The organism is Actinoplanes subglobosus, assembly GCF_042650585.1.
GTDB classification, from domain to species: domain Bacteria; phylum Actinomycetota; class Actinomycetes; order Mycobacteriales; family Micromonosporaceae; genus Actinoplanes; species Actinoplanes subglobosus.
The window spans coordinates 68,238-92,619 of the sequence record NZ_JBHSBL010000015.1; the positions used below are offsets into that span (position 1 = coordinate 68,238).

Consider the following 24,382-nt stretch of genomic DNA (forward strand, 5'->3'; position numbering starts at 1 on the left):
CTACCTCCCGATGGCTACACGAGGTGTTGAAGGCGCTTACCAGGGAGCGCTCCGGGCGTTCCAGAACCCGATGCTCGCCTTGCTTCACCAGACGCACGCACCGTTCGTGGTGACGGTGCTGGCGATGGTCTTCACCGCCGAGCGGCCGACCGTCGTGGTGGCGGACGCGCATGCGGAGATCAACGACGCCCTCGGCCAGCTGCGGGCGGCCGGCTACGGCGCCGAGGACAACCAGCCGCTGCCGGTGGGTAACGCGCGTGATCTCTGCCGGCAGTGGGTGCAGGCGGGGTGGCTGGTCCGGCAGGTCTCCGACGACGACGCGGAGGTCTACCGGCTCTCGGCGTACGGTGTCGGTGCCCTCGAAGTGGCCGGGCGGGTCGGCGGAGCCCGTACCAGGGTGTCGGAATCGCGGGTCAGAACGTTGCTGGAGGCGATCGAGCGACTGGCGCAGGACGCCGACCCGGACCTGATGTCCAGGATGGTCCGCCTGCACGAGGAGATCCAGCAGCGGCAGAGGGAGCTGACCCGGCTGGAGAAGGGCGGCGCCGTCGAGACCGTCGACGACGAGCAGCTGCTCGAAGCGGCCGAGAACGTGCTGCACCTGGCGCGGGAGCTGCCGGCCGATTTCGCCCGGGTGGCCGAGTCGATCAAAGCCATTCAGCGTGACGTCGTCGCGGAGCTGCGGCACGACGTGCGGCCCACCGGCGAGGTGCTGCGCGAGTACCTGGCCCGCGGCCAGCGGATCCTGGACGCGACACCGGAGGGCCGCGCGTTCGCCGGTGCCCTGCGCCTGATCGGTGACCCGGCGCAGATCGACGGCCTGTGGGGCCAGTTGCGTACGGTGCTGCGCCACCGGTTCACCGAGTTGCTGCCGCAGCAGCAGCGCCGTGAGCTCACCGACATCTCGCGACGGATCGAGCAGGGCGTCAAAGAGGTGCTGGCCGCCCAGCGGCAGGCGTCGCACGTCATCACCACCCAGGTGCGCAACCACGACCCGATGCGCGACCGCCAGGTCGACGAGCTGCTCAGGGACGTGATGTCGGGCCTGCACCGGTGGGTTCCGGCCTCCCGCCGCGGCGAGGCCGTCGAGCCGTTGCGCCGCCTGCCGGTCGCCGACGTCGGGCACCTGCGACAGCGGATGAGCGACCCGCGGCCACCGCAGCCACCCGCCCCGCTGCGGGACTGGGACGAGTCGGAGGACATGCCGTCGGCGGACACCCGGGCGTGGGGCGGCCCTCGGTACGCCGAGTTGCGGACCCATCTGGAGACCTTCGCGGGCGGGGCGGCCAGCGTCGACGTGGTGGCCGCGTTCCGAGCGGCGGGCGAGGAGATCCAGCGGCCGGTCGACCTGCTCGGCCTGCTGGAGGTCGCCCACGACGCGGGCATGACCGAGACGGCCGAGGTCGCGGTGGTCGAGACGGTGCGACCGGACCGGTCGCGGCGGCGTTTCGCTCTGGGCAGTGTGGTGGCGTCGAACCCGGCGGTGGTGGACAGGAGTGGTGACGGTGAGTGAGCCGGATGAGGCCGGGGCAGGCGCGGCGGCCGGGTTCATCGACCCGGTCTCGATGGAGGAGGATCCCGCCGAGCTGTTCGCCGGTGACGCGGGCACGCTGGACGCCGAGGTCCGCCGTGTCCTGGTCCAGCTGTTGCGGCGCAAGTTCCTGCTGGCCGAGAAGAACCCGGCGCACTGGCGGACCCTGCTGGAGAACCAGCAGATCATCGAGTCGCGGATGCACGACCTGTTCGTCCGCCTCGTGGTCGACCACGACCGGGGCGTGGCGTACAAGCAGCAGGTGCGGTCGGTGGAGATGGACGTGCCGATCCTGCTCAAGGACGACCCCTACAACCGGGCCGAGACGCTGGTCCTGGTCCACCTCCGCACCGTCTTCCAGCGCGAACGAGGTACGGGTGAGACGTCCGCGCGGGTGGACATCGAGGAACTGGAGCAGACCGTGCTGACCTACTTCGACCCGCACGACCACAACCTGGCCCGGCGCCAGCAGGAGGTGCGCAACGCGGTGCAGCGGCTGGTCACCGAGGGGCTCCTCGCCGAGGAGTCGGCGGGCCGGTATCGGATCACCCCGATGGTGGAGGTCGTCCTGAGCACGGAGAAACTCGCCGAGCTGGACCGGTGGCTGCGCGAGCAGAGCGAGGCGACCGCGTGAACATGATCGACACGCTGTTCGGGCTGGTCCCGGCAGCCTCCCGGGGCCAGCAGTGGGTGGCGCGCGACCTGCAGCTGGTCAACTGGGGCGGCTACGACGGCTACCACCACCTGCGCCTCGCACCCGGCGCGACCCTGCTGAGCGGTGGTTCCGGATCGGGCAAGTCGACGCTGATGGACTCCTACATCGCGTTGCTCATGCCGCACACGACGCCCTTCAACGGCGCGTCCAACGGCGGCGTGGTCGGCCGGCCCAGAGGCAAGGACCAGAGAAACATCCTGTCGTACGCCCGGGGCAAACTCGACGAGTCCCGAGCCGACGGCGAGACGAAAATGCGGGTGCTGCGTGGTGACGGCCGCGACACCTGGTCGGCCATCGCGATGACCTGGGTCGACCACACCGGCGCCGAGTTCACCGCGCTGCGGGCCTGGTATGTGCCGTCGTCGGCCCGCAACCTGGACGACGTCGTGGCGGTCCGCGCCACCTGTGACCACGCCTACGAGCTGCGGACGCTGGAAGGCCCGGCGGGCAACAGGTTCGCCCGTGCGGACGTCGTGGCTACCGGTCTGACCTGGAGCGACACCGACCGGGAGTTCACCGCCCGCCTGCACACCATGCTCGGCATCGGCGCCGCCGGCGACGGGCACAAGGCGATCGCGTTGCTCGGCCGGATCCAGGCCGGCCAGCAGATCACCACGGTCGACGCGCTGTACAAGACGATGGTCCTGGAGGAGCCGGCCACCCTGGCCACGGCCGACGCGGTGGTGCAGCAGTTCGACGAGCTGTCCGGCACCCGGACCCGGATGATCACCGCCCGCCAGCAGGTGAAGGCGCTGACCCCGATCCGCGAGCACCGGCGCACCATCGACGACGCGGCGGACCGGCTGCGATCGATCGACGAGATCGGATCCTTCACCGACGCGTCGTCGCCGGCCGCGCTGTGGCGTCACCAGCACCGCCTCGACCTGTTGCGCTCGGCTGAGGAGGACCTGGACCAGCGGCACCGCCGGGCCCAGGGTGAACTGGCGGAGACCAACGCCCTGGTCCAGGCCGCCGAGGCGCGTCACGACGGGGTCGCCGACACCATTCGCGCGTCCGGCGGCGACCGCATGGAGACCGCCCAGCGCGAGATCCGCGTCGTGGAGCAGCGTCTGGCCGACGTCGAACGCGCCCGGGAGCGCCTGGACCGGGTGCTGGACACGATCGGGGCCTCGGTCGCGACCGGTGCGGACTTCGCCGCACTCGTCGAGACGGCACATCGCTCGGTGGCCGACGTGGACGCCCGGCGGACCACCCAGCAGGCCTACGCCGACGCGATGCTGGAGAAGAAGGAGGCCGAGAGGGAGCTGACCGGGCTGCGCGCCGAACGCGACGCGGTCAAGGCCCGCCGGGGCAACATCCCGACCGAGCTGCACGCGGCACGCGCGGCGCTGGCCGAGGCAGCCGGCCTCAGCCCCGAGGACCTTCCGTTCGTCGGCGAGCTGATCGAGGTACGGACGGAGTTCGAGCCGTGGCGTGAGGCGTTCAACCTGGCGCTCGGTGGATTCGCCACCCGGATGCTGATCGACATCGGCCGGCTCAACGCGTTCCGCGAGGCGATCAACGCGGTGCCGACCGCACGGCGTATCCAGTTCGAGGGCGTGCGCACCGGGCAGCGTGACGAGGCCGGACTCGACGGCAAGACGCTGCCCGGCCGGCTCGACTACCGGCCGTCGCCGTTCACCGCCTGGCTCAAGGGCGAACTCGCCCGCCGGTTCGCCTACGTCTGCGTCGACACGCCACGGCTGCTGCCGCAGTACTCCAAGGCACTCACGATCACCGGTCAGACGTCCGAAGGCGGCCGGGGCGCACATGGCGGCCACGGCCGGGCCAACGTGCTCGGCTTCACCAACAGCCGCACGCTGGCCGAGCTCGAGGAGCGGATCACCCGCGCACAGCGACGCTTCGAGGACGCCGGCGTGCGGACGTCGAGGGAGGAGGAGAACCTCGACTCGGCGGAGGCCCGGCGCACGGCCTACCAGCGCGTCATCGAGTCGTCGTGGGACCAGGTGGATGTCGGCGCGGTCCGGGCCGAACGGGACCGGTGGAAACGCGTCATCGACGAGATCCGCGCCGGGAACCCGGAGATCGATCAGCTGCAGCGCCAACTGGACGAGCTCAAACAGCAGGTCAGAGAGTTGACCGAACGTGTCGGCCGGCAGAAGGACACCCTGGAGGCGGTCGGGAGTTCCTGGGCGGCGATCGTCGACGAGGTGGACCGGGCCCAGACGGCGGTCGACACGTCCGCCGGCCTCAGCGACGACCATCGGCGTTACCTGGAGACCCTCTTCGACAGCGACACCGACGGCATCGGCCCGGAGGAGGTGCTCGCCCGGTTCGACGCGGGAGTGAAACGTGCCGCCGAACGGGTCGACACCGACCGGCGATCCGCGGCGGAGTCGATCGGCCGGTCGCGGAAGGCACTGCACGACACCTTCTCGACCTTCCTCGAGCGCTGGCCGAACCCGAATCTCGGCACCGACCCGGACGCCTCCTACCGCGACTTCGACCACCTGCTCACCGATCTGGAAACCAGCGGCCTGCACGAGCTGGAGACCGAGTGGCGCGACAGCCTGCTCAACCTGTCCGGCAACGACCTGACCGGCCTGGACAGCGAGCTCGGCGCCGCGGTCCGGGAGATCCGCGACCGGATCGACCCGGTCAACCGCATCCTCGCCGAACTGCCGTTCGCCGACGACGGGCACCGGCTGCGCATCGACCCGCAGGAGAGCCACTCCACGACCCGCGCCCGTTTCCGCAAGGAGTTGCGCGACGTGCGCGCCTTCATCGACAGGGCCGAGACCGAGGAGGACCGGGAACGCGCCTACCACCGGATGGTCAAGGTGATCGACCGCATCCGCCGCACCGCACCGGATTTCGCCGACCTGGTCGACGTCCGGAACCACGTCCGGATCAGCGCCGAGAAGATCGACCTCGACGGTACGCACGTCGCCGTCTACGACCACATCGGCGAGAAGTCCGGCGGCGAGTCGCAGGAGCTCGTCGCGTTCATCGTCGGCGCCGCCCTGCGGTACCAGCTGGGTGACGCGGGCGCCACCCGTCCCCGCTATGCCCCGGTCTTCCTCGACGAGGCGCTGATCAAGGCGGACGCCCACTTCACCGGCCGTGCCATCGGCGCGTGGCGTGGACTGGGTTTCCAGCTGGTCATCGGCGCGCCGAACGACAAGCACAGCGCGATCGAACCGCACGTGGACGCGGAGTACGTGATCCTCAAGAACGCCCACGGCCGTTCCTGGGCGAAGCTGCTGGTCGGGATGCCGGACGCATGAGCGGCCTGGTCACCCCGGAGGACGCCGTCGCGGCTGTCGCCGGCAAGCTCGGCCAGCGGTGTGCGCAAGCGGTGTGCGCGGAGTCCGGTGCGGGCGACTGTGTCGTCTTCTCCGTCCGGTTGCGGCCCCGGGTGCGGACCGGCAAGGCCGGCGCAGGCACGACGCCTGGACGGGCCCTGCGCTCTCATTCATGAACATTGTTGCGATGGCTACCTTCGCCTGGTAGTTCTTCACCATCTGCGCGGTTTGTAGCGTTTGCGTAGTCGCCGTTAACCCGCTCCTCAATTCTGTTACCCATTGGTAACTTCAGGGAGCGGGTTCCTCAATGCGCCGACTTGCGGTAATTCTGTCGCTACTCGTGATGTCCGTACTCGTGGTGAGACCCGCTGAGGCGGGGGCACTCGCCGGCTTCCGGTTCAACGACATCACCGCCGCCGATGGGGTGACGCTCAAATCCAACGTCATCGAGCCGGCCACACCGGGCCGGCACCCCGCCATCGTTCTCGTCGCCAGCTGGGCACTGAACGACCTGCAATACCTGGCGCAGGCCAGGAAGTTCGCCGACTCCGGGTACGTCGTCCTCTCGTACACCGCTCGTGGCTTCTGGCTCTCCGGCGGCACCATCGACGTCGCCGGCCCCAGGGACATCGCCGACGCCTCCAGCGCGATCGACTGGCTTCTCGCGCACACCACCGCCGACCCCGGCCGGATCGGCATCGTCGGCATGTCCTACGGCGGTGGGATCAGCCTGCTCACCGCCGCGCGCGATCCGCGCATCAAGGCGGTGGCCTCGCTCAGCGGCTGGGCCGATCTGGCCGCCTCGATGGCGGATCAGGACACCCGCCGGCCGCAGTCGGCATGGTTCCTGCAAACCGCGGCCCGCCTGGCCGGACGTCCGTCACCCGAGATGACCCGGATCCTCGACGACTACTGGGCCGACCGCGACGCCGACGGCCGCGAGCGGTGGGCCCGGGGGCGGTCCGTCCGCCACTCGATCGAGGCGATCAACCGCAACAATCCGGCCGTGCTGATCGCTCACGGCATGGGCGACAGCATCTTCCCCGCCAACCAGATGCTCGACCTCTACACCGCCCTGCGAACGCCGAAACGCCTCGAACTGGCCCCCGGCGATCACGCCACCGTGGAACTGTCCGGTCTCGCCGGCATCCAGAACCACGTCTGGGACAGCGTGCGACGCTGGCTCGACTTCTACCTTCGCGGAATCGATACGGGAATCGGCAAGGAACCCGGCGTCGTGCTGCGGCCACACAACTCCCCGGCGGTCGAGTACTACCCGGACTGGGCGCGCGTGACCGGGCGCACCGATCGCGCCGTCCTGACCGGCACCGGTGACCTGAGTCCGGCGGAGACCGCCGGTCCCTGGGAACTGCGGATCCGGGCCGGTGCCGACACCCCCGCCAACGGCGGGCTGGCCCTGCTGACCAACGGATTCGAGGGCCTGACCGGCATCCCGCCGGTGGTGTGGCTGCCGGCGGTGCCGCGCCGCAACGCGGGAGTATGGGTGTCCGGCCCGGCACCGGCCGGTGGATGGAAGGTGCGCGGTGTGCCGCACCTGCACGCGCCGGTCACCTCGTCACAGCCGTCCGGCACCCTGATCGCCTATCTGTACGACCTCGACGCGCTCGGCTTCGGCAAGCTGTTCTCACACGCCCCGACCACCTGGCGGGGTTACGCCACCACCGTGGACCTGCCGCTCCAGGTGACCGCCTACGACGTACCGCCCGGTCATCGTCTCGCCCTGGTGGTCGACGGCAAGGATCCGCTGTACGCCGACGCCAACCAGCGAGATTCCCGGGTCACCATCGGTGGCGGTTCGTGGCTGCGGATACCGCTGGCATGAGTCAGGAGCTGACCGGGCGGCCCGAACCGCCCGGTCAGCGGGGATCAGTCGGTGATCCAGATGCCGTAGTCGCGGGTCGCGGTGCCGAAGTCCTGGAAACCCAGAATCGTGTTGTTGCCGACGTACGTGTAGTTGTTGATGCCCTTCGCGATCACGTTGCCACTGGCTGACGGGCCGAAGACCGGGCCGCCGCTGTCACCGCCACGGACCGCCGGCCGGCCGTCCACCTGCCGGGCCTCGACGGCGTCGCCCGAGTCGGTGTTGAACTTCTCGACCCGCAGACCACAGACCGGCCCGCCGGTGTCGCGCGCCGAGGAACCCCCGGACTGGCACAGGTACTCACCGGGGAACACCCAGTCCCAGCCCTCGACGGTGGTGACCACGTTGCTGTCCAGGCCGCCGACGTACATCAGGTTGTCGGCCCCGGACGGGGTGTGGATCAGCGCGATGTCGTGATCGTCGCGGTCGCCGGTGAACGTGCCGATGAACTCGCCGACGCCGTCGCGGATCTGGTTGCCGTTGCTGCCGCAGTGGCCGGCGGTCAGGATGAACTCGGCGTCGGCGTTGCGGACCGGGAAGCCCGTGGTGCAGCGGGAGTTGCCGTTGATCTGGTCGGCGCCACCCTTCCATTGCGGCCAGTCGTCCCGGCGGCTGGTCAGCACCCGCACGCCTTGGTCGACCACCTCGACCGGCACCCCCACCTGCGGAACCTGCGCTGTGGTGAACCCGGCGGTCCCGCCCATGTCGACGACCACCCGGCTGCCGTCCACGGCGTACTTGATGCGCGGTTTGCCGGCCGTCAGGGAGGTCCGCAGCCGGGTGCCCGCCGCACGCAGCTCGCGCAGGGAGTGGGCGGCGCCGCCGATCTGCACGGGAGCGGTTCGCCGCGCGGCGCCGACGGCCAGGCGGACCGGGGCGGGAACCGTGCCCTTCCACCAGAGGACGACCCGGTCGTCCTGGAGTTCGATCCCGGCGTAACCGGTATTCGCGCCCTGGTCGACGACGCGGCGGATGGTTGCGGCGGCCTGCACCAGCGGGATCTGCCGGCGTGCCTCGGCGGGGAACTCGAACTTCCGCATGTCCGGCCGTGGGGCGGCCGGCTGCGCGGTGGCGGGGGTGGGAGCGCCGGTGATGACCAGCGCGACGGCGATGCCGAGAGCGGCGCCCAGACGCCTGTTGTCGTTCATGCAGAGTGCCTTCCACGCGGGGACGGGGGATCTGTAGATCGACGACAGTCTATAATTAAACATTCCTAAAACAAGAATGGCGGGGAATCGGTCATCATCGTCGGATGATCGAACTTCGGACCGAACGTCTCCTGCTGCGCCAATGGAAAGACGACGACCTCGACGCCCTGACACCGATGTACGCCGACCCCGAGGTGATGCGCTACATCCGGGACGGTTCGGTGCAGACCCGGGAGGAGACGGCCGCGCACCTGGACCGGATGCGGCAGCACTGGGACGAGCACGGCTTCGGCCTGTTCGCGGCCGAGTCGCTGGCGACCGGCGAGCTGACCGGCTGGGTCGGGCTGGCGGTGCCGGCCTTCCTGCCCGAGATCCTGCCGGCCGTGGAGATCGGGTGGCGGCTGGGGCGCTCGTTCTGGGGCGCCGGGCTGGCCACCGAAGGCGCGCGGGCGGCGCTGCGTTTCGGTCTGGTCGATCGGGGACTGGAGCGGCTGGTCAGCATCCGCGATCCGGAGAACGTGCGCTCGGCCCGGGTGATGGAGAAGATCGGCCTGATCTTCGACCGGCGGACGACCGTGCCGGGCAACGGCCGTACCGTCGACGTCTACGCGACTCCGCGTCTCAGCTGATCCTCGGAACGCCCTGAGCCAGTGCCGCCTGGACGATGTGGACGGCCTCGGTGGTGTCGATGCCGAGGCTGGCGATCACGGCGGCGTACTCGGCGGCGGCGCGCCGGGCCCGTTCACGTCCCTGCTCGCCGGCCGCCGACACGAACGAACCGGCCGCACCCCGCGTCTCGATCAGCCCCGCCTCCTCCAGCTCCCGGTAGGCGCGGCCGACCGTGTTGACCGCCAGGCCCAGGTCGGCGGCCAGCCGGCGGATGGTCGGCAGCCGGGTGCCAACGGCCAGCGTGCGGTCCTGGATCTGCCCGGCGAGCTGCGCGCGGAGCTGCTCGAACGGTGGGACGGGTGAGGCCGGGTCGATGACGATCATGCGATTCACCGGGCGCTGGGACCGTGCTGGGCGCGCAGGGCGTTGCGCCCGTCCCAGGCCGTGATCATGACGAGCGCGACGGCACTCAGGATGATGAAGACGAGCCAGCCGGTGTTCCACGGATCGAGCCCGGTGTCGAACACCGACACGACCGGCAACGACCACACCACCGTCGGCACGGCCACCTCGCGCGCATCCTCGACCCGCATCAGGAAGTCCGCCTTCAGCGAGGCCTCGTCGTCGGCGACCACCGGGTGGCCGAACACGTGGCGCAGCTGGACGGCCGTACCGGCCGCGACCCCGCACAGCCCGATGAGCAGGATGACCGCCGCATACCTCGCGGTGCCCTCGCGCGTCACCAGGGACGCGATCGCCAGCACCGCCGCGGCCGCGTAGGTGACCACCAGGAACGCGGCGCGAGGCACGCCGAGCACGGTTCGCCAGCCCGGCCGGACCGAGTGGGCGGCCCGTCGCGGCAGCTCCGCGGCGGCCTGCTGATCGACCCGCCGCACCCACCGGTTCAGCAGTGACAGCCCCAGCACCAGCCCGGCGACCAGCACCGTCAGGGCCACCAGTGCCCAGCCCTGCCGCGTCCCGAGCCCGTCGTCGGCGGGCCGGAACGGCAGCGCGGAGACGTAGACGAGAGCCATGGCGACGAGGAACGCAGCGGGCAGGATGGCGGCCCCCAGTCGCACCCGCCGCCGAACCGCCAGCCGCGCCACCAGCCCCGGCGTCGGCGTGACATCGGCCAGCCCACGCGCGGCCAGCCACAGGCGCGCGATCTCGAACGCCGTCGTACGAACCTTCCCCGGCATGGCGGCCTCCCCACCTTGTCGTAAGCCTTGTCTCACCATGTTGCGACAAGACTTGAGACAAGTCAAACGTAGGCCTGAGCGCTCAACCCGCCGGAGGATCTCCACGATCCGGAGCTGGCGCCATGGGAGATCACCCGGGACGAATTCGAGCAGGCGTGGTCGGGGGCCCGGGCCGCGGGCACGACCGGCTGATCCGCACCTACCGGGGGATCGGCGTACGGACGACGAGCACCCGCTCGGTGTCGTCGCCGTCGTGGAACGTCTGCGCCAGGTACAGCCAGTCACCGGCGACCGCGATCAGGTCGGCCTGCCCGGCGACGGTCGCGACACGGCCGTCCGGCGTGACCCGCAGGACCTCGGTCTCGGCGTCCATCCACCGGTCCTTGCGGGCCCGCTCGACCACCGCCCGCTGCGCGTCGACGGTGATGCCGTCCCAGGCGAACGACTCGGGCAGCCGCTCGTCGAAGCCCCGCCGGTTCGTCAGATAGACAGCGCCGTCGGCGTCGGCGACCAGGCCCGCGCCCTCGACCTCGCCGGACAACGAGACCGCCAACCCCGCCGCGGGTCCGCGATCCCTCCACGGTTCCTCCGGACGCCCGGCGTCCGCGGTGGCCGGGGTCAGAGCACCGATCAGCGGATGTACGGCTCCGTCAGACCCGACTCGCACGACACCACGGGCGCCCACCGCGGCGTACAGAATGCCCTCGGTGTTGATCGTCATCGGTGTGACGTAGCCGGAGTCGATCGTGAGGCCGGTCGCCGGGATCCCGTCGGGGAAGCCGCCCCGCACGCTCGCCGTGCGCCACGGACCGGTCGCGTCGCGTCCGAGAACGGTCACCAGCCGGCCGTCGCGGACCGTGCGGACGACCTGGTAGGTGGTCTCGCCGAGCCGATTCTCGGCGAAATGGAACCGGCCGTCGGGGGAGACCGCGACACCTTCGAGCACACCGATGTAGGCACCGTCGACCGGTGTCCCGTCCGGCACCGGAACGGTCGGCCCCTGGTAGGCCGCCCGGTCGGGACCGAGCACCCGCACCGTGCCGCCTTCCGGTTCGATCCGCACCACACTGCCGGGGCCCTGGCGCAGTGCCGCATACATGGTGCCGTTCGGGCCGGGGGCGACCTGAGCGACGGCGACGTCGTCGAGACCGGGTACCGGCACGTGGCTGATCCGTCCGTTTTCGATCGTCCACAGCGTGTGGTCGCGGCCCTGCGCGGTTAGCAGGCGCAGGATGTCGCCGGTGCCGGGCGTCATGCCGACGAGCCGGCCCCGTACGGCGGTGTCCGCGGCCGTCGGCCCGCTCCCGGTCCCGGCGCCGGCCACCACCTCGACCCGCTGGCCCGGCCGCCGGTCCAGCAGACCGCCGGACGTCAGCGCCGGGATCAGCAGCAACACGACGGCGGCCGCCGCGGACCAGACCAGTCCGCGACGGGTGACGACGCGGGTGGGGGTGACGCCGAGCATCCACGGGCCGAGCCAGAGACCACCGGCGGCGGCGCCGAGCGCGGCCGGGACGGTGAGCGTCGGGTGTGGCCAGAGTACGCCCACGTGCGGCGCGAAGGCGGTACCGAGGAGGGAGGCCAGCAGCACCGGAGTCACGTAGAGCACGGCTCCGGCCGGCCGGGCCACGGACTTCCCCCAGGGTGCGAACGCGGCGGCGAGGACCGCGGGGAGCACGGCGCCGATCAGGCCGCAGATCAGCCCGAACGGTGCTCCGAGGAGCATGTGGAGCGGCAGTGCGGCGTACAGCTGAAGTCGTTGACCTGGCGGGTTCTGCTGGATCGCCGCCGTGCCGAGGAAGACGGCGGCCGCGGCCATCCCGCTCAGCGCGCCGACGGCGGCACCACCGGCCAGGGTGCGGCCGGCCACCCGCGCCGGTGCGGGCCGCTGTGGTGCCTCGCCAGTCTCCAACGCCATGGGCCGAACGATAGGCGGGCGGCTCAACAGGGCCGGGGTCTGCGAGTATCGGCGCCATGGACCTGGTTCCTCTGGGCACGACGGCCGATGTGGGCCGGCGGCGGCCCGCTGTCGCGGTGCTGCCGGTCGGGAGTTTCGAGCAGCACGGGCCCTACCTGCCGCTCGCCACCGACACCATCGTCGCGGCCGCGATCGCCGGCCGGGTGGCCCAGGCGTACGACGTCCTCGCGCTGCCTCCGGTGACGATGTCGTGTTCCCACGAACATGCGGCGTGGCCCGGGACGGTGAGCCTGTCCCACACGACGGTGACGGCGATCATCGGTGACGTGGTCGAGTCACTGCGTGCCCAGGGGATCCGGAGACTCGCGATCATCAACGGCCACGGCGGGAACTATTTCCTGGGCAACGTGGTGCAGACGGCGAACGCGGCGACGGCACGGTCCATGACGCTCTTCCCATCACGCGACGACTGGCGGCGGGCGCGTCAGGCCGCGGGCCTCGTCACCGGTGACCATGAGGACATGCACGCCGGCGAACTCGAGGTCTCGATTCTGTCCGCGGTGCTGCCCTCGTCCGTACGCGATGGCGCCCCGTCCTCGGACCACGTCGCCGACGAGCGCCCGTTTCTGCTGGTCGAGGGCATGGCCGCCTACACGTCACACGGTGTCGTCGGCAGCCCGTCCGCAGGCACGGCCGCAAAGGGCGAAGCGTTACTCGCCAGCCTCACCGAGTCGTTCGCGGCCCACCTCCGCGTGCTCACCGAGCCATCGGACACCCGCTGAGCGCCGGCCTTTCGCCTCCTACGCGGCCTCCGCCGCGGTAGGCCATCCCCGAGCGTCCTGCCCGACGAGCAACGACACGCGGTCGCCGGCACCTGGGACCTGTCCATCGAACTCGCTGACTCCGCCTCCGGCGGGCTGGCCACGGTGGTGCTGCGGGTGGCGGCGTTGCTGGACCCCAACGGCATCCCCACCGAATTCTTCAACACTCCGGCGGCCCTCGGCCACTACCGGAAACAGCGCGGTGCCGGCGTGGATCCGGAGGACGCCGCCGACACCATCCGGACCCTTCACCGGTACGGGCTGGCCGACACCACCCGTGATCCCGACACGGGTATCACCCTGATGCGTGTCCACGCACTCGTCCAGCGGGTGGCCGCCGAGGCGGCACCCTCGCGGGACCGGCGCGAGTCGACATTCTGCGCCGCTGACGCTCTCGTGCAGTTGTGGCCACACATCGAGAACAACCACGCCACCGCCCATCTCGGCCACCTGCTCCGCGCCAACACCGCCGCGCTCGCGGTAGCCGGCGGAGAACACCTCTGGCAGCTGCGGACCGGCACGCCCGCCGTACACCCGGTATTGGTCCGAGCCGGCGACAGCCTCGGCCAGATAGGGCAGGTCGCCGCCGCCCGCGACTACTTCCGGCAGCTGAGCGCCGAAGCAGCCCGGCGACTCGGGACCGGCCACCGGGGTGCCCTGATGACGCGCAGTAAGTTCGCCTACTGGACCGGGAAGGCCGGGAACCCGACGGGCGCTGCCACCGCTCTCGAACAGTTGCTCGCCGACTACGCCCGGATGTTCGGGCATGGTCACCGGTTCGTTCTGGACATCCGCTACGGCCTCGCGCGATGGACCGGCGAGGCCGGAGATGCGGCGGTTGCGGCGGCCACCTTCGAGCAACTTCTGCCGGTCTATGTCCGGATGTTCGGCACGGATCATCGCCGTACTCTGGCTGCCCGTCATGGCCTGGCCCGATGGCAGGGCGAGGCCGGAGACCCGGTGGCGGCGGCCGACGCCTTCGAGCAGCTTCTGGACGACCGGCTCCGGGTCCTAGGTCCCGACCATCCGGACACCCTCGCGACCGTTCACCAACTCGGCCACTGGCGGGGCCGCGTGGACACGCACGCTCACCCGCCGACCGCGATACCCCGGTAGCCGTCGATCGTGGCGACCACGGAGTAACCGTTGGCGGTCGCGCCGACAGCCTTGGTCGCCTCCGCCGACGGCTTGCCCGACCGGGCCGGCTTTCCGTCCGCGGTGCAGGCGGTGGCCAGGTTGTCTCCCACGCGGTCGAACCTCTCGGGGAACTCGTCGGACGTGTACCCCTCGTGGAAGTCGAACCGGGAGCGGGTCAGGCACCAGAACACCTCACCGGGCGCGGGCACCGTGAGACTTCCGTCGGCGAGGTCGATCTTCCGTTTGCCGGCGGGCAGATCGGCGAGGATGCTGCGAGCCCCGGCGACCGGCGTCGATGTGAGGAAACTGATCAGGGCGGTGGCCGGGCCGGCCGGGATCGACCAGCGCGTCCTACCGGTACGCGGGTCGAAACCCTCCAGCGTGACGTCGACGTCCTTGAACGACTCCCGTTGCACCTTGTGCTCATACCGGACGGTGCCCCGGGAACGGCAGCGGACCGGCTCACCCCGCAGCGACAGGCTGTAGTCGCAGCCCACCTCGCTACCGTTGTCACGCCACAGGACAGCCCCGGTGCGTTCGTCGAGTCCCGCGCTAGCCCCCTTGCTCAGGTCGATGGACACGGCATCGGCCGTCCACGTACCAGGCCCGTAGACCGACCCCGCGAAGACGCCCTCCTCCTCAGCGTGCATCCAGTTCCAGCCGTTGTCGGTGCTGTAGCCCGTGGGGAAAGCATCGCCGATCGGCCTCCTCCACTGGATCTCCCCGTCGCGCACCAGAGCGAGCGGCTCCTCCGGGCGGATGCCCAACTCCATCAGGCCACCCTCCCCGACGGTACGGGCGGAAGCGAGATCAGCCGGATTCGGTGTGAAGGCGCCGGTCATCGAGTCGAGCCGGTACTCCTTTCGCACCCCACCCTTGAACGGCACCGACATGGCACAGGCGGCCTCGTCGTCGAAGCAGCCGTACGGTGTGGTCCGGAAGATCGCCGGCCGGCTGTTCTGCAGCACCCGCCCGGTGACCGGTTCGATGATGGCCAGGCTCGCCCAGTTCTTCCCGCTCTGCGGCCGCGGCTCCAGCAGGACCACGTTGTCGCCGGCCTTCGCCGGCAGGATCAGGATGCCGGCCGTCTGCCGGCTCGGGGTGATCTCGCGTTCCCAGAGCACCTCACCGCTCTCGGGCCGCATCGCCCGGGCATAGAGATGCCTGTCCCGGACCAGGTAGCCGACCGCGACCCCACCCACCTCGATCGGCTGCCCGATCGGATGCAGACCGGTCGTCCGCCAATCTCGTGGCGCGGCCGACGCCGGAGCGCCACCGACGCCGCCGATCGTGAGCCCGATGGCGAAAAGTGCGGCAGCAAAGGCACGCATGACAAATCCTTCGGCTTGAAAAGAAAAGTAAAATGAAGAGCTTTCGCCAGGGGGTGATGGTTTCAGGCCGTCGTCGGACGCTTCCGCTGTTCCGATAGCCCTTTCAATGTGATTCCCCCTTGCTTACCTTAATGGCGAAACCAGCGTAGGCCGGCTCGGGCTGTTCCGGGCCCGGTTCGGCAGTTTCGGCGCGAGTCCCACGAGGCGGATATTCTGGCTTGGTGCGCGTTCCGTGGCCGGTAGCTGCTTCCGTTGCGGTGGTAGTGGTGTCGTTCGGCTCCGCGGTTGCCCTCTCGCAGCTTTCTTCCGAAGGGTCCGAGCCCGTGCAATCGGTTGATGATCAGGTGAAAGCCACGGAGGTCCGGGCTACCGTTTGCGAGGAACCCGTCGGCTCCCACTTCTGTGATTATCCCGAAGTGGATCGGGACCGGCGTGTGCGGCTGTCGGAGCAGGAAATGGAGGTCGACACCTCGGCCGCCGAGATCGACGTCTCGACTGCTCTCGACATTCCTGCCTGTGTTGTCTCTGCTGAATCCCAGCAGTGTCGTGAAGCGTTCGCTCCGTACCGGCCTTCGGAAGAGGACGTTGCGGACGTCGGCGCCGCGCTGGCCGGACTGGGTTACCGCGACTCCAGCGTGCGGATCGCGCGGCCCGGGGATCCGGCACCGGAAGGCGCACTGCTCGCGGCGGTGCCGATCGGCCGGCTCTGTCTGCTGAGCTTCAACACCGGCCGGCACGGGAGCGAACGGGCGATGTCGTGGGTGACCGGCCGTCTGGAAGCCACCGATACCTGCATCTGACCAGCCCGGCTGAGCAGGGTTGCACCGGCCTTCCCGCGCACCGTCAGGTTCACCGCGGCACGCAGGAAGGACCGGGCAGGAAACAGGCGGCGGTCAGGGGTGTGCGTGGACCCGGCGCTCCAAGGCCGAGATGACCGTCTCGCAGACGTCCATCCCGTACAGCCATTCGACGCTCTGCAGGCCGCCCGGGCTCTCCGCGTTGATCTCCACCACCTTGCCGCCGATCACATCGACGCCGACGAAGAACATGCCGTCCGCGATGAGTTTGTCGCTCATCGCGGCGATGATGCCGCGTTCCACCTCGCCGATCTCCAGCGGAACCGGCTGGCCCCCCTTGCTGATGTTGGCCCTCGGGTCGTTGCCGGTGGGCACCCGCCGGAATGCGGCGGCCTTTCCGCCCTGCTCCAGCAGACTGCCCTCGAGCAGGAAGATCCGGGCGTCACCGTCCTCGCCGCCGGGAACGAACTCCTGAACCAGGGCGTAACCGTCCTGCAGAACGGCTTCGGTGATCTGGGCGAGATTCTGTTCCGTCACGTCCCCGACCATGAACACGTTCCGGCCCTTCGCCCCGTACAGCGGCTTGATCACGCAGCGGCCGACCGCCGCGACGAAACGTTCGATCGCCGCGGGGTCGCGTGTCACGAGTGATCGCGGGCGGATCTGCTCGGGGAACTCCTCGAGGTAGAGTTTGCTGGTCGCGCGGATGAGCGACATCGGGTCGTTGACCACCGTCACGCCGCGTGCTTTCAGCATCTGGCCGAAGACCGCGCCGAGCGGGCTCGCCCACGGCCGCTGCTGGAGGTCGTCGATCGACTCGTTGCGCAGGAACAGGGCATCGAGGTCGTCCATGACGACACGCTCGGCGTCGCGGTCCTGGATGGCCTTCAGGTAGGTCTCCAGGGCGTCGCCCTCCTGGTACACCGCGGCATGCGCGTTGGCGACGAGCTGTCCGTCGCTCTCGCCGAGCTCGACGTCGCCGACCCCGATGTACCAGACCTGGTGGCCGCCGCGGCTTGCGGCCCGCGCCAGCCGCGTGGTGGCGTACTCATCGATCTCGGTGGCCACGTCATTGACGAAGAACGCGAGCTTCATGCCGATGCCTCTCCTTCGTAGAGGTCCATGACCGTCGTGCCGGTACGTAGCCTGGCGAGACGCTCCTGGGCGCCGGGTGCGTCCAGCCAGCGGGGACGGATCCACGGCGGTTGGAGTACCTCGCGGTCGAGGAGGTCCTGGATCAGCGGAAGGTGGTCGAGGGCGAGTTTGCCGACCAGCAGCGCGTCGAGACTGACGCCGTCCGCGAACGCCTCGAGGAGACGGCTGACGCCCCGCAGGTAGATCGCGTCCTTGACCGAACCGCCCGCGACGACGACCCGGATGGCGATGATCCACGCGGTTCTGCGTGGTATCCGGTGCTTGACTTGCAGCGTCTCGAAGATGTCGAGGAATCCCGCGCCGTTGAGCATGTCGCCGACGGCCACCACCCGGGCCGCGAGGACGCGCAGCCGCCGCGGGTCCAGGCCTCCGGTCAGGTACTCGGCGAGCACCGCGAGACCCTCCTGGGTCTCGTCGTAGCCGGGCAGTCCGATGGTCAACAGTCGCAGAGGCTGCCGGGCGCCGTTCTGATAGGTGACCACGTGCGTGCCGACCTCGTGGTGCAGCAGCGGTTCGACGCGGTCGGCGCGGAACACGGCGGACTCGGGGACCAGCAGCCGGCCGAACGACACCATCAGTTCGGAGACGTCGTCACGGATGTCGACGTGCACCGGGAAGTCCGGATACACGGCGCGATAGCGTTCCATCTCCGTGCGCGCCGCGTCGGCGAACGCCCCGGCGGTGACACTGGGCGCGGTCGGCGACTGCGCGGGGATGGCTTCGAGCAGGGCTTCGGCGGCTGCCGTCAGGGTCGGGCTGATCCCGCCGTAGAGCTGTAGAGACCCGTTCACGAAACGGGAGGTGTCGCGGTCCTCCAGCGCCGTGATCTGTCGCGCGATCTCGTCCCGCTTCGTGCGCAGAAGCGTGTGCAGAGCGGGGTCGGTGACGTTCTCGATCTCGAGGTTGTACAGATCTCTGCGTGCCAGGTCAGGATCGAAACCCAAGGGCCTCAGGCGAAGCGTCGGTACGGTACGGAAGTCACTGAGCTCGAAGTCGGCCCATGCCTCCGTCGCGTTGACCGGCGTGAGGTTGAGGAGAAGGTCGACGCCACGTTCGATCTCAGCGAGGCGTGCGTCGATGTCCAGAGCGGGCTTCAGCTGTGCCGTCGCGGAGTTCACAGGAGGCACATGCCCACCTGGGCCCTCGGGCAACCTCGGGCGCACTCCGGAGCGCCGCGAGTCGCCCGGGGGAGGGAACCGCACCAGGACCATGCCGTCATGGCCGGCGCAAGGAAACCGCTGGGATGGGATCACGCCACGGAAGGTGCGGCCCGCCTCGCGGTCTTGTGCCGGTACATGTCGGCGTCGGCCGCGGACATCAGGGCGTCGGCGGTCGTGTCCGGGCCGCTTCCGTACGCGACACCGACCGTCACCCCGAAGGACAGTTCATGACCCTGCCAGACGGCCGGTGACCGGGTCGCGTCCTCGATCCGGCGCCTCAGCGTGTCCGCGTCGCCGGGCGTCGCGCCGGAGCACAGGACCAGGAACTCGTCGCCTCCGATCCGGGCCGCGACATCCTCGTCCCGCATGATGCGGCGCAGCCGGTCCGCGAACACACGCAGAGCCTCGTCGCCCGCCTCATGGCCGTACGCATCGTTGATCGCTTTGAATCTGTCGAGATCGCAGTAGAGGACCGCGACGCCGGCGCCTGTTTCGATAGCCTGTTCCAGCAGGGCGAAGTACCGGCGGCGGTTGACCAGACCGGTCAGCTCGTCATGGTGTGCCTGGTAGCGCAGTGCCTCCTGATCGGCGGTCCGTTCCGCCATCAGCAGGCCGATCCGCGAGACGACCAGCGGGATCACCAGCAGCGTGCCGAACGTCAGCAGCAGATTGTCGGTCGTCCCGCCGAACAGTTCGGGAACGCTGCCGACCACCGGCACCAGCGCCAGTACCGCCCCGAGATGGGACAGCCGTACCGGACGCAGACGCCTCCGGCGCCATCCGGCCGGCTGGGTGAACTCGGTGGAACTCGGGTGCAGCGCCGCCGCGGCCAGCCCGAGATAGCCGATCATCGCGAACAGGTCCACGAACGGCGAGTAGTAGTCACTTCCCGGCCGGGTCGACAGCAACGACGAGACCACGCTGATGACGGTCGAGCCCATGCTGAGGAAAAAGTAGATCAGCGACGTACGGGCGGTGCCGGCGGTCCGCGCGATCCGCAGCAGCGCGCCGAGGGTGCCCATCAGCAGCAGCATCTTGAGCAGATAGATGCCCTGGTTGGGGCCGGACACTTCCAGCTGGAGCAGGTGCGGGCGCAGCACGAACTCCCACACCGGGGTGATCAGGCCCAGGCCGAGCAGGGTCGCGTCGATGATGCCGCCGCGGTCACCCTCGCCGTGTTTACGGATCACCTGCAACGCCGACAGCATGATGCTCCCGTAGGCGAGCACCTGGAGAATCAGGTTGGCCGGACCGTCGGCCCCGACCTCCCAGCCGAGGCCGAGCTGAACGAACCACAGGTAGTTGAAGACGCTGAACAGCATCGACGCGGCGAGCAACAGGTACCAGGCGGTGCGGTTCACGATCCGGTTGATCCGCAGTCCGACAGCGATCCCGGCCGCCGGCATCGCGCCGATCACGGTCACGACACCTAGGCGTACGGCCAGCCCGCCGAACGCCCACGCGGCGACCGCGACGAGAACCAGCAGGACGAAGCCGGCGTGCACGAGGTTGCCATGCACACCGGCCCCGCGCCGCCCGCCGATTCTCATGATCTGCATCATCGGCCGTCCCGGCCCGGACTTGAGAACAGCTGTTCCCTCGCGTCAATGGCCTCCGCGTTCGGTGTCGGAGCGCTCGACACAGAACTCGTTGCCCTCGGGGTCGGCGAGCGTGACCCAGCCGGTGCCGTCGGCCCGCCGGTGGTCGGCCACCAGACCGGCGCCGAGTCCGAGCAGGCGGCTGACCTCCTCGTCGCGGGTGCGATCGGTGGGTTTGAGGTCCACGTGCGGCCGGTATCGCTCCATGCGCGGGATCAGATTCAGCCGAACGGCAGGGTGACCACGTTCGACACCGTCTTGCCGGTCGCCTCGCCGAAGAAGTCGTCCTCTTTCGAACCGGACTGCCGGTCCAGACGGATCTGTGCCTCCTTGGACTCGCGTGCGTCCATGGCGTAGACGCGGCCCCGCCGGGTGAACCTGGTTTCGGCTTCGGCCGGAAGGGTCAGGTCGAAGGCCGCCGAATTGGCGGTCAACTTGCGCCGGGGATAGTAGTCGACGTTGCCGTCGTCCCAGGTGATCTCCAGGATGAACCAATAGGTCAGCCCGTCCTCGGGCTGGCCGGAAGCGTTCGCGGTGACCTCGACGACCCGTGGGCCGGTGGCCTCGGCGCTCAGCTGATAGCTCAGGTCCCGCAGTGGCGTCGGACTGGCCGACGGCGACGGCGACAACGACGGCGACGGCGACAACGACGGCGACGGGCTCGACGACGAGGGCACGGGCTGCGGGTTGTTCGCCAGATTGTTCTGCCAGTCGAGATAGGCGATCACCACCCCGGTTATCGTCGCCATCAGCGCGAGCACGCCGATCACCCCGGTGACCGATTGCTCACCCAGGAAGCCGAGACTGATACGGCTCCGGCGAGCGGCTTCCGGGGGAGTCGAGGACGCGCTGATGGCAACCACCTCCGAGATGGACGAACGTCGGTTCGCCGGCGGCAGCCCCATCCGGCGCCGCCCATTATGCGAACTCGCCCCACCCGCCCCGCGTCGCTCATTCGGCCGGACAATCCCGCCGACGTCGCAGCCGGCATCCTCCCTTTCGGACATCGACATCACCCGATCGGGCGTCCCCGGAAGCGGCATCCATCCGCCGGTTCGCCCGGCTGCGGCAGCGGCCGTGCGCTGACCAAATCCGGTCGCCACCGAGGGCCGTCAAGGGCAGACTGATTCAATGATCAACGCACGGGTACGGGTGGCGCTTCGCGGGCAATTCGTGGACGAGGCGGCCGCCATCTGGGCCGCGACGACGGCTGCCCGCGACGGTGAGGCCGAGGTCGCGCCACTGGACCTGGCCCGGCCCGTCATCCAGGCGGTGGTCGACAGTTCCCCCAGATCACTGCTGCTGGTCGTGGCCGACGACGACCGGATCATCGGTTTCGCCGCCGTCGAACCGGTTCCGCCGAGCGGGTCGACCGCGGAGATCCGGTACCTCGGAGTGCACCCCGGCAGCTGGGGCCGAGGCGTCGGCCGGGAGCTGCTGGCGGAGATCCCCTCACATCTGGCCGGCGCCGGTTTCACCCGTGCCGAGCTCGCCGTCTACACCGACAACGAGCGGGCGGTCCGCCTGTACGAGCACCTCGGCTGGACTCCGTACGGCGATCCCACTCCACACCCGAGAAGCGGCCGCCTCGAGCAGCGGTACCAACTCGACATCTGATTCGCCTCGAAGCCGCACGCCGGCCACCCTACATTTGGTAACCACATGATCGCCTTTTGTTGACTGTGGGCAGTAGACTGCCGGGCTATGCCCCGACGTAGTCATCGTGTGGTTCTGATCGGACGCGCTGTCTTCGTCGCAGTGATCGTCGGCTTGGTCGCCTACTTCGTCGTCGTCGGGCTGGACAAGGCTGACAAGATCGCCAGCACCATCGGTGTCGTCCTGGCCGCGCTGGCGCTGGGCGGACCGTACCTGCTGCCACCGCAGAAGAACGGCAACGCACCGGCACCGACCATGGTGGTCGAGGGCTCCGGCTCGGCGACGGCTACCGGCGGGGGCCGAGCCAACACCGGTGTTCAGCACCGTGGCGACGATTCCGGAGCGCAGGTGCGCAGCTCCGGCGACGCCCGCGCTGATGGGCCGGGCTCCAATGCCAACACCGGCGTGCAGCGCCTGAACTGACCGATGACCGCGGGCGACGACCAGGCGTCCACCGTTGAGCAATCCGGGGACGCCACAGCCAGCGACGGCGCCGTGGCCAACTCGGGCATCCTCAACGGCTCGATCACCATCAACAACTTCCGGCAGCTTCTCCTCCCGCCGGCCGCGCCCCCAGCCGACCCGCTGCCGAAGATTCGTGAGAGGTGCCGCGACTACGCCAAGGCCGAGCTGGCGACGCTCGTCGACTGGGGGCAGATACGCGTGCCCTGGCACCGCATCGATCCGACGGCAGGTACCTGCCCGAGTTCCGACACCGAGACTGATCTCGCCCAGCACATCGCGAGCGGCGGCAAGCTGGTGGTCATCGGTGACTCTCAGAGCGGTAAGACGACGCTCGCCTACACGCTGGTGGACCTCCTCGACCGGTTGGCGATCCCGTCGGTCATCCTCCGGATGCGTTCCTGGACACCTCAGCGGCAGCGCCTCGAGGTGTGGATCTCCTCCGTGCTTCGCGACGAGTACGGCCTGCACGGCGATGAGCACCAAGCCGCCATCAAAGAGCTGCACGAAGGCCGGATCGTGCCGATCTTCGACGGCTTCGACGAGGTCGGCCCCGGCGACCAGGTGGTGGCTTCGCAAGCATTGCGCCTCTTCACCAGCCAACGCCGTGCGGTGCTGACAGGCATCCGTACCCTGGACAATCAAGCGGCCTTCGCCGCCGCCATCCCCGATGCCGAGACGATTTCGCTCGGACCCGTCGCGCCGGACGAGGTCAAGCGGTTCCTGCTCCTCCGCGTGCCTTCAACGGCCGGGTCCACCTGGCACTCGTTCACCGGCGAACTGCTGACCGAGCGCGGCGCGACTGTTCTGGCCGCGCTGTCGTCTCCGTTGAACGCCTGGCTCGTCAAGACGATCTACGCGGCCGATGACCCCCTCAACGGCAACGTCGCCGACCTCCTGGATCTCGGTACGCCGGCGGACGTCGAACGGCACCTGCACGAGCGTACGGTCAATGCGGTCTTTGTCCGCTCGGCTGCTCAGCCGGGCGGGGCCGCCGCGCCGTCCGAGGGGTTTCTCCCCGAGGAGGCCGAGTTCTGGCTGGGCTTCCTCGCCTCCCGGCGGGGCAGCCGGGCCATCGCGTTCTGGCAGATCCGTCACTACGCACCGACCTACCGCATGGCCCTCATCGCCGTCGCGGTGCTCGGTGCCGGGGCCGCCCTGCTGAGCGGCACCTGGTTCACGCCGCCCGCGGCAGTGGCGTTGTTCCTGCTGATGGGGGTGACGTTCGGGTTCGGCTATGCCCGCGGCTACTCGACGGGACGATGGCTGGCCCCGGACGATCCCACCCGACTCGGTTATCTTCTCCAGCGGCCCACCTTCGAGCCCGGAACGCGCCGCCGCCGTGCACCGACCGACGGTGATCTCCGGGACCATGCATACAAGCTGCTCATGGGGAGCGTGCTGGTCGCCGTCTGTTACCTCGTGACCGAGGCGGTGTGGTGGGCGTCGCAGGGGCACTCCGACTGGTGGCTGGGCCTGACAAAGGTGCCTTTTCTGGCGTGGCTGGCCGTCGCTGTCGGCCCGGCACCGGCCATCGGATATGTGGGTGGCCGATTTTCGGCCCGCGTGTTGCGCCTGATGCCCAAGGTCGACGCGGCGACCGGTGCCCGGACCGCCGATCCGCTGAAGGTCATTCACAACGACCGGCGATCCGGCGTCGGCATGGTCGTCCTGGCCTGCATCAACTTGACCTGTGGCTACCTCCTGGCCGTTCCGATCGTCGACCTTCCGGGCGGCATGCGCGGGCTTGTGGCGATGCCCGTCGGTGCGGCGGCCGCGATCTTCTTCTGGAACCAGTGGGCGCCGTTTCGGGTCGCGCACATCTGGCTGTCGTTGCGTAACCGGTTGCCTTGGGATTTCGCACGGTTCCTGAGCGCGTGCCACGAGGCCGGCCTGCTGCGGCAGAACGGTAACCATTTCATCTTCCGGCACGACGCGCTCCGCGAATGTCTGGCAGTGATGTACCGGCGGCGTACCGGGACTCCCGCATCATGATC

The 24,382-nt window shown here is 69.7% G+C and carries 21 protein-coding genes and 1 pseudogene; 12 read left to right on the plus strand and 10 right to left on the minus strand.

Features of this window, described 5'->3' with window-relative positions:
• The first annotated feature begins 10 nt into the window (after nt 1–10).
• The 5 genes from ACFO0C_RS14995 to ACFO0C_RS15015 all read left to right on the plus strand — a co-directional run bounded on the left by ACFO0C_RS14995 (nt 11) and on the right by ACFO0C_RS15015 (nt 7,355).
• Nucleotides 11–1,513 carry a DUF3375 domain-containing protein gene (locus ACFO0C_RS14995; RefSeq protein WP_378067213.1) on the plus strand — a complete coding sequence of 501 codons (1,503 nt, stop codon included), beginning with the start codon at nt 11–13 and terminating at the stop codon, nt 1,511–1,513.
• Complete coding sequence (locus ACFO0C_RS15000) at nt 1,506–2,165, plus strand: DUF4194 domain-containing protein (RefSeq protein ID WP_378067214.1); 660 nt, start codon at nt 1,506–1,508, stop codon at nt 2,163–2,165. The genes ACFO0C_RS14995 and ACFO0C_RS15000 overlap by 8 nt, the downstream gene beginning before the upstream one ends.
• A gap of 2 nt (nt 2,166–2,167) precedes the next feature.
• Nucleotides 2,168–5,494: an ATP-binding protein gene (locus tag ACFO0C_RS15005; RefSeq protein WP_378067667.1), complete on the plus strand. Its 3,327-nt coding sequence runs from the start codon at nt 2,168–2,170 to the stop codon at nt 5,492–5,494.
• Nucleotides 5,491–5,688: a hypothetical protein gene (locus ACFO0C_RS15010; protein WP_378067215.1), complete on the plus strand. Its 198-nt coding sequence runs from the start codon at nt 5,491–5,493 to the stop codon at nt 5,686–5,688. Before ACFO0C_RS15005 ends, ACFO0C_RS15010 begins: the two co-directional genes overlap by 4 nt.
• A gap of 182 nt (nt 5,689–5,870) precedes the next feature.
• Nucleotides 5,871–7,355, plus strand: a complete 1,485-nt coding sequence (locus tag ACFO0C_RS15015; RefSeq protein WP_378067216.1) for an alpha/beta fold hydrolase — start codon at nt 5,871–5,873, stop codon at nt 7,353–7,355.
• A gap of 44 nt (nt 7,356–7,399) precedes the next feature.
• Here the strand turns inward: ACFO0C_RS15015 and ACFO0C_RS15020 are convergent, their stop codons facing one another.
• Nucleotides 7,400–8,542, minus strand: a complete 1,143-nt coding sequence (locus ACFO0C_RS15020; protein ID WP_378067217.1) for a peptidase — start codon at nt 8,540–8,542, stop codon at nt 7,400–7,402.
• A 104-nt stretch (nt 8,543–8,646) separates the two neighbouring features.
• Between ACFO0C_RS15020 and ACFO0C_RS15025 the strand changes: the two genes are divergently transcribed.
• The gene (locus tag ACFO0C_RS15025; protein ID WP_378067218.1) at nt 8,647–9,171 is read left to right on the plus strand and encodes a GNAT family N-acetyltransferase; all 525 of its coding nucleotides are present in this window, start codon (nt 8,647–8,649) and stop codon (nt 9,169–9,171) included.
• Here ACFO0C_RS15025 and ACFO0C_RS15030 read toward each other — a convergent pair.
• The 3 genes from ACFO0C_RS15030 to ACFO0C_RS15040 all read right to left on the minus strand — a co-directional run bounded on the left by ACFO0C_RS15030 (nt 9,164) and on the right by ACFO0C_RS15040 (nt 12,268).
• Nucleotides 9,164–9,535 carry a GntR family transcriptional regulator gene (locus tag ACFO0C_RS15030; RefSeq protein ID WP_378067219.1) on the minus strand — a complete coding sequence of 124 codons (372 nt, stop codon included), beginning with the start codon at nt 9,533–9,535 and terminating at the stop codon, nt 9,164–9,166. The two genes, ACFO0C_RS15025 and ACFO0C_RS15030, sit on opposite strands and share 8 nt — an antisense overlap.
• Nucleotides 9,536–9,540: 5 nt before the next feature.
• Nucleotides 9,541–10,350, minus strand: coding sequence for a hypothetical protein (locus tag ACFO0C_RS15035; RefSeq protein WP_378067220.1), 810 nt, complete (start codon nt 10,348–10,350; stop codon nt 9,541–9,543).
• Between the two features lie 199 nt (nt 10,351–10,549).
• Nucleotides 10,550–12,268 carry a hypothetical protein gene (locus ACFO0C_RS15040; RefSeq protein WP_378067221.1) on the minus strand — a complete coding sequence of 573 codons (1,719 nt, stop codon included), beginning with the start codon at nt 12,266–12,268 and terminating at the stop codon, nt 10,550–10,552.
• Between the two features lie 56 nt (nt 12,269–12,324).
• Here ACFO0C_RS15040 and ACFO0C_RS15045 point away from each other — a divergent pair, with 56 nt between their 5' ends.
• Nucleotides 12,325–13,050: a creatininase family protein gene (locus ACFO0C_RS15045; protein WP_378067222.1), complete on the plus strand. Its 726-nt coding sequence runs from the start codon at nt 12,325–12,327 to the stop codon at nt 13,048–13,050.
• Between the two features lie 144 nt (nt 13,051–13,194).
• Nucleotides 13,195–14,205 (plus strand): tetratricopeptide repeat protein, encoded by a 1,011-nt coding sequence (locus ACFO0C_RS15050; RefSeq protein WP_378067223.1) that lies wholly within the window; start codon nt 13,195–13,197, stop codon nt 14,203–14,205.
• Here the strand turns inward: ACFO0C_RS15050 and ACFO0C_RS15055 are convergent.
• Nucleotides 14,178–15,557 carry a hypothetical protein gene (locus tag ACFO0C_RS15055; protein WP_378067224.1) on the minus strand — a complete coding sequence of 460 codons (1,380 nt, stop codon included), beginning with the start codon at nt 15,555–15,557 and terminating at the stop codon, nt 14,178–14,180. The two genes, ACFO0C_RS15050 and ACFO0C_RS15055, sit on opposite strands and share 28 nt — an antisense overlap.
• Before the next feature lie 221 nt (nt 15,558–15,778).
• Between ACFO0C_RS15055 and ACFO0C_RS15060 the strand changes: the two genes are divergently transcribed.
• Nucleotides 15,779–16,357, plus strand: coding sequence for a hypothetical protein (locus tag ACFO0C_RS15060; RefSeq protein ID WP_378067225.1), 579 nt, complete (start codon nt 15,779–15,781; stop codon nt 16,355–16,357).
• Between the two features lie 93 nt (nt 16,358–16,450).
• On the opposite strand, the gene ACFO0C_RS15065 is transcribed toward ACFO0C_RS15060, so the two are convergent.
• The 5 genes and pseudogenes from ACFO0C_RS15065 to ACFO0C_RS15085 form a co-directional block, all read right to left on the minus strand.
• Nucleotides 16,451–17,449, minus strand: coding sequence for an ATP-grasp domain-containing protein (locus tag ACFO0C_RS15065; protein WP_378067226.1), 999 nt, complete (start codon nt 17,447–17,449; stop codon nt 16,451–16,453).
• Entirely contained in the window at nt 17,446–18,636 is a 1,191-nt protein-coding gene (locus tag ACFO0C_RS15070) for a flavohemoglobin expression-modulating QEGLA motif protein (protein WP_378067227.1), read from the minus strand. The genes ACFO0C_RS15065 and ACFO0C_RS15070 overlap by 4 nt, the downstream gene beginning before the upstream one ends.
• A gap of 122 nt (nt 18,637–18,758) precedes the next feature.
• Nucleotides 18,759–20,219, minus strand: a complete 1,461-nt coding sequence (locus ACFO0C_RS15075) for a GGDEF domain-containing protein (RefSeq protein ID WP_378067228.1) — start codon at nt 20,217–20,219, stop codon at nt 18,759–18,761.
• Between the two features lie 54 nt (nt 20,220–20,273).
• Nucleotides 20,274–20,462, minus strand: a pseudogene (locus ACFO0C_RS15080) (VOC family protein); the annotation flags it as partial.
• Between the two features lie 26 nt (nt 20,463–20,488).
• On the minus strand, nt 20,489–21,130 hold the full coding sequence (locus tag ACFO0C_RS15085) for a hypothetical protein (RefSeq protein WP_378067229.1): 642 nt from the start codon (nt 21,128–21,130) through the stop codon (nt 20,489–20,491).
• A gap of 268 nt (nt 21,131–21,398) precedes the next feature.
• Between ACFO0C_RS15085 and ACFO0C_RS15090 the strand changes: the two genes are divergently transcribed.
• The 3 genes from ACFO0C_RS15090 (at nt 21,399) to ACFO0C_RS15100 (ending at nt 24,380) form a co-directional block, all read left to right on the plus strand.
• Nucleotides 21,399–21,884, plus strand: a complete 486-nt coding sequence (locus ACFO0C_RS15090) for a GNAT family N-acetyltransferase (RefSeq protein WP_378067230.1) — start codon at nt 21,399–21,401, stop codon at nt 21,882–21,884.
• Between the two features lie 141 nt (nt 21,885–22,025).
• Nucleotides 22,026–22,346, plus strand: coding sequence for a hypothetical protein (locus ACFO0C_RS15095; protein ID WP_378067231.1), 321 nt, complete (start codon nt 22,026–22,028; stop codon nt 22,344–22,346).
• 3 nt (nt 22,347–22,349) lie between these two features.
• Nucleotides 22,350–24,380, plus strand: a complete 2,031-nt coding sequence (locus ACFO0C_RS15100; protein WP_378067232.1) for a hypothetical protein — start codon at nt 22,350–22,352, stop codon at nt 24,378–24,380.
• The last annotated feature ends 2 nt before the right edge of the window (nt 24,381–24,382 follow it).

Bases quoted from the DNA above. Each gene is read 5' to 3' on its own strand.
- ACFO0C_RS14995 (WP_378067213.1), top strand. From the start codon at position 11: ATGGCTACACGAGGTGTTGAAGGCGCTTACCAGGGAGCGCTCCGGGCG.
- ACFO0C_RS15005 (WP_378067667.1), top strand. From the start codon at position 2,168: ATGATCGACACGCTGTTCGGGCTGGTCCCGGCAGCCTCCCGGGGCCAG.
- ACFO0C_RS15010 (WP_378067215.1), top strand. From the start codon at position 5,491: ATGAGCGGCCTGGTCACCCCGGAGGACGCCGTCGCGGCTGTCGCCGGC.
- ACFO0C_RS15020 (WP_378067217.1), bottom strand. From the start codon at position 8,542: ATGAACGACAACAGGCGTCTGGGCGCCGCTCTCGGCATCGCCGTCGCG.
- ACFO0C_RS15025 (WP_378067218.1), top strand. From the start codon at position 8,647: ATGATCGAACTTCGGACCGAACGTCTCCTGCTGCGCCAATGGAAAGAC.
- ACFO0C_RS15030 (WP_378067219.1), bottom strand. From the start codon at position 9,535: ATGATCGTCATCGACCCGGCCTCACCCGTCCCACCGTTCGAGCAGCTC.
- ACFO0C_RS15035 (WP_378067220.1), bottom strand. From the start codon at position 10,350: ATGCCGGGGAAGGTTCGTACGACGGCGTTCGAGATCGCGCGCCTGTGG.
- ACFO0C_RS15040 (WP_378067221.1), bottom strand. From the start codon at position 12,268: ATGGCGTTGGAGACTGGCGAGGCACCACAGCGGCCCGCACCGGCGCGG.
- ACFO0C_RS15045 (WP_378067222.1), top strand. From the start codon at position 12,325: ATGGACCTGGTTCCTCTGGGCACGACGGCCGATGTGGGCCGGCGGCGG.
- ACFO0C_RS15055 (WP_378067224.1), bottom strand. From the start codon at position 15,557: ATGCGTGCCTTTGCTGCCGCACTTTTCGCCATCGGGCTCACGATCGGC.
- ACFO0C_RS15065 (WP_378067226.1), bottom strand. From the start codon at position 17,449: ATGAAGCTCGCGTTCTTCGTCAATGACGTGGCCACCGAGATCGATGAG.
- ACFO0C_RS15075 (WP_378067228.1), bottom strand. From the start codon at position 20,219: ATGAGAATCGGCGGGCGGCGCGGGGCCGGTGTGCATGGCAACCTCGTG.
- ACFO0C_RS15090 (WP_378067230.1), top strand. From the start codon at position 21,399: ATGATCAACGCACGGGTACGGGTGGCGCTTCGCGGGCAATTCGTGGAC.
- ACFO0C_RS15100 (WP_378067232.1), top strand. From the start codon at position 22,350: ATGACCGCGGGCGACGACCAGGCGTCCACCGTTGAGCAATCCGGGGAC.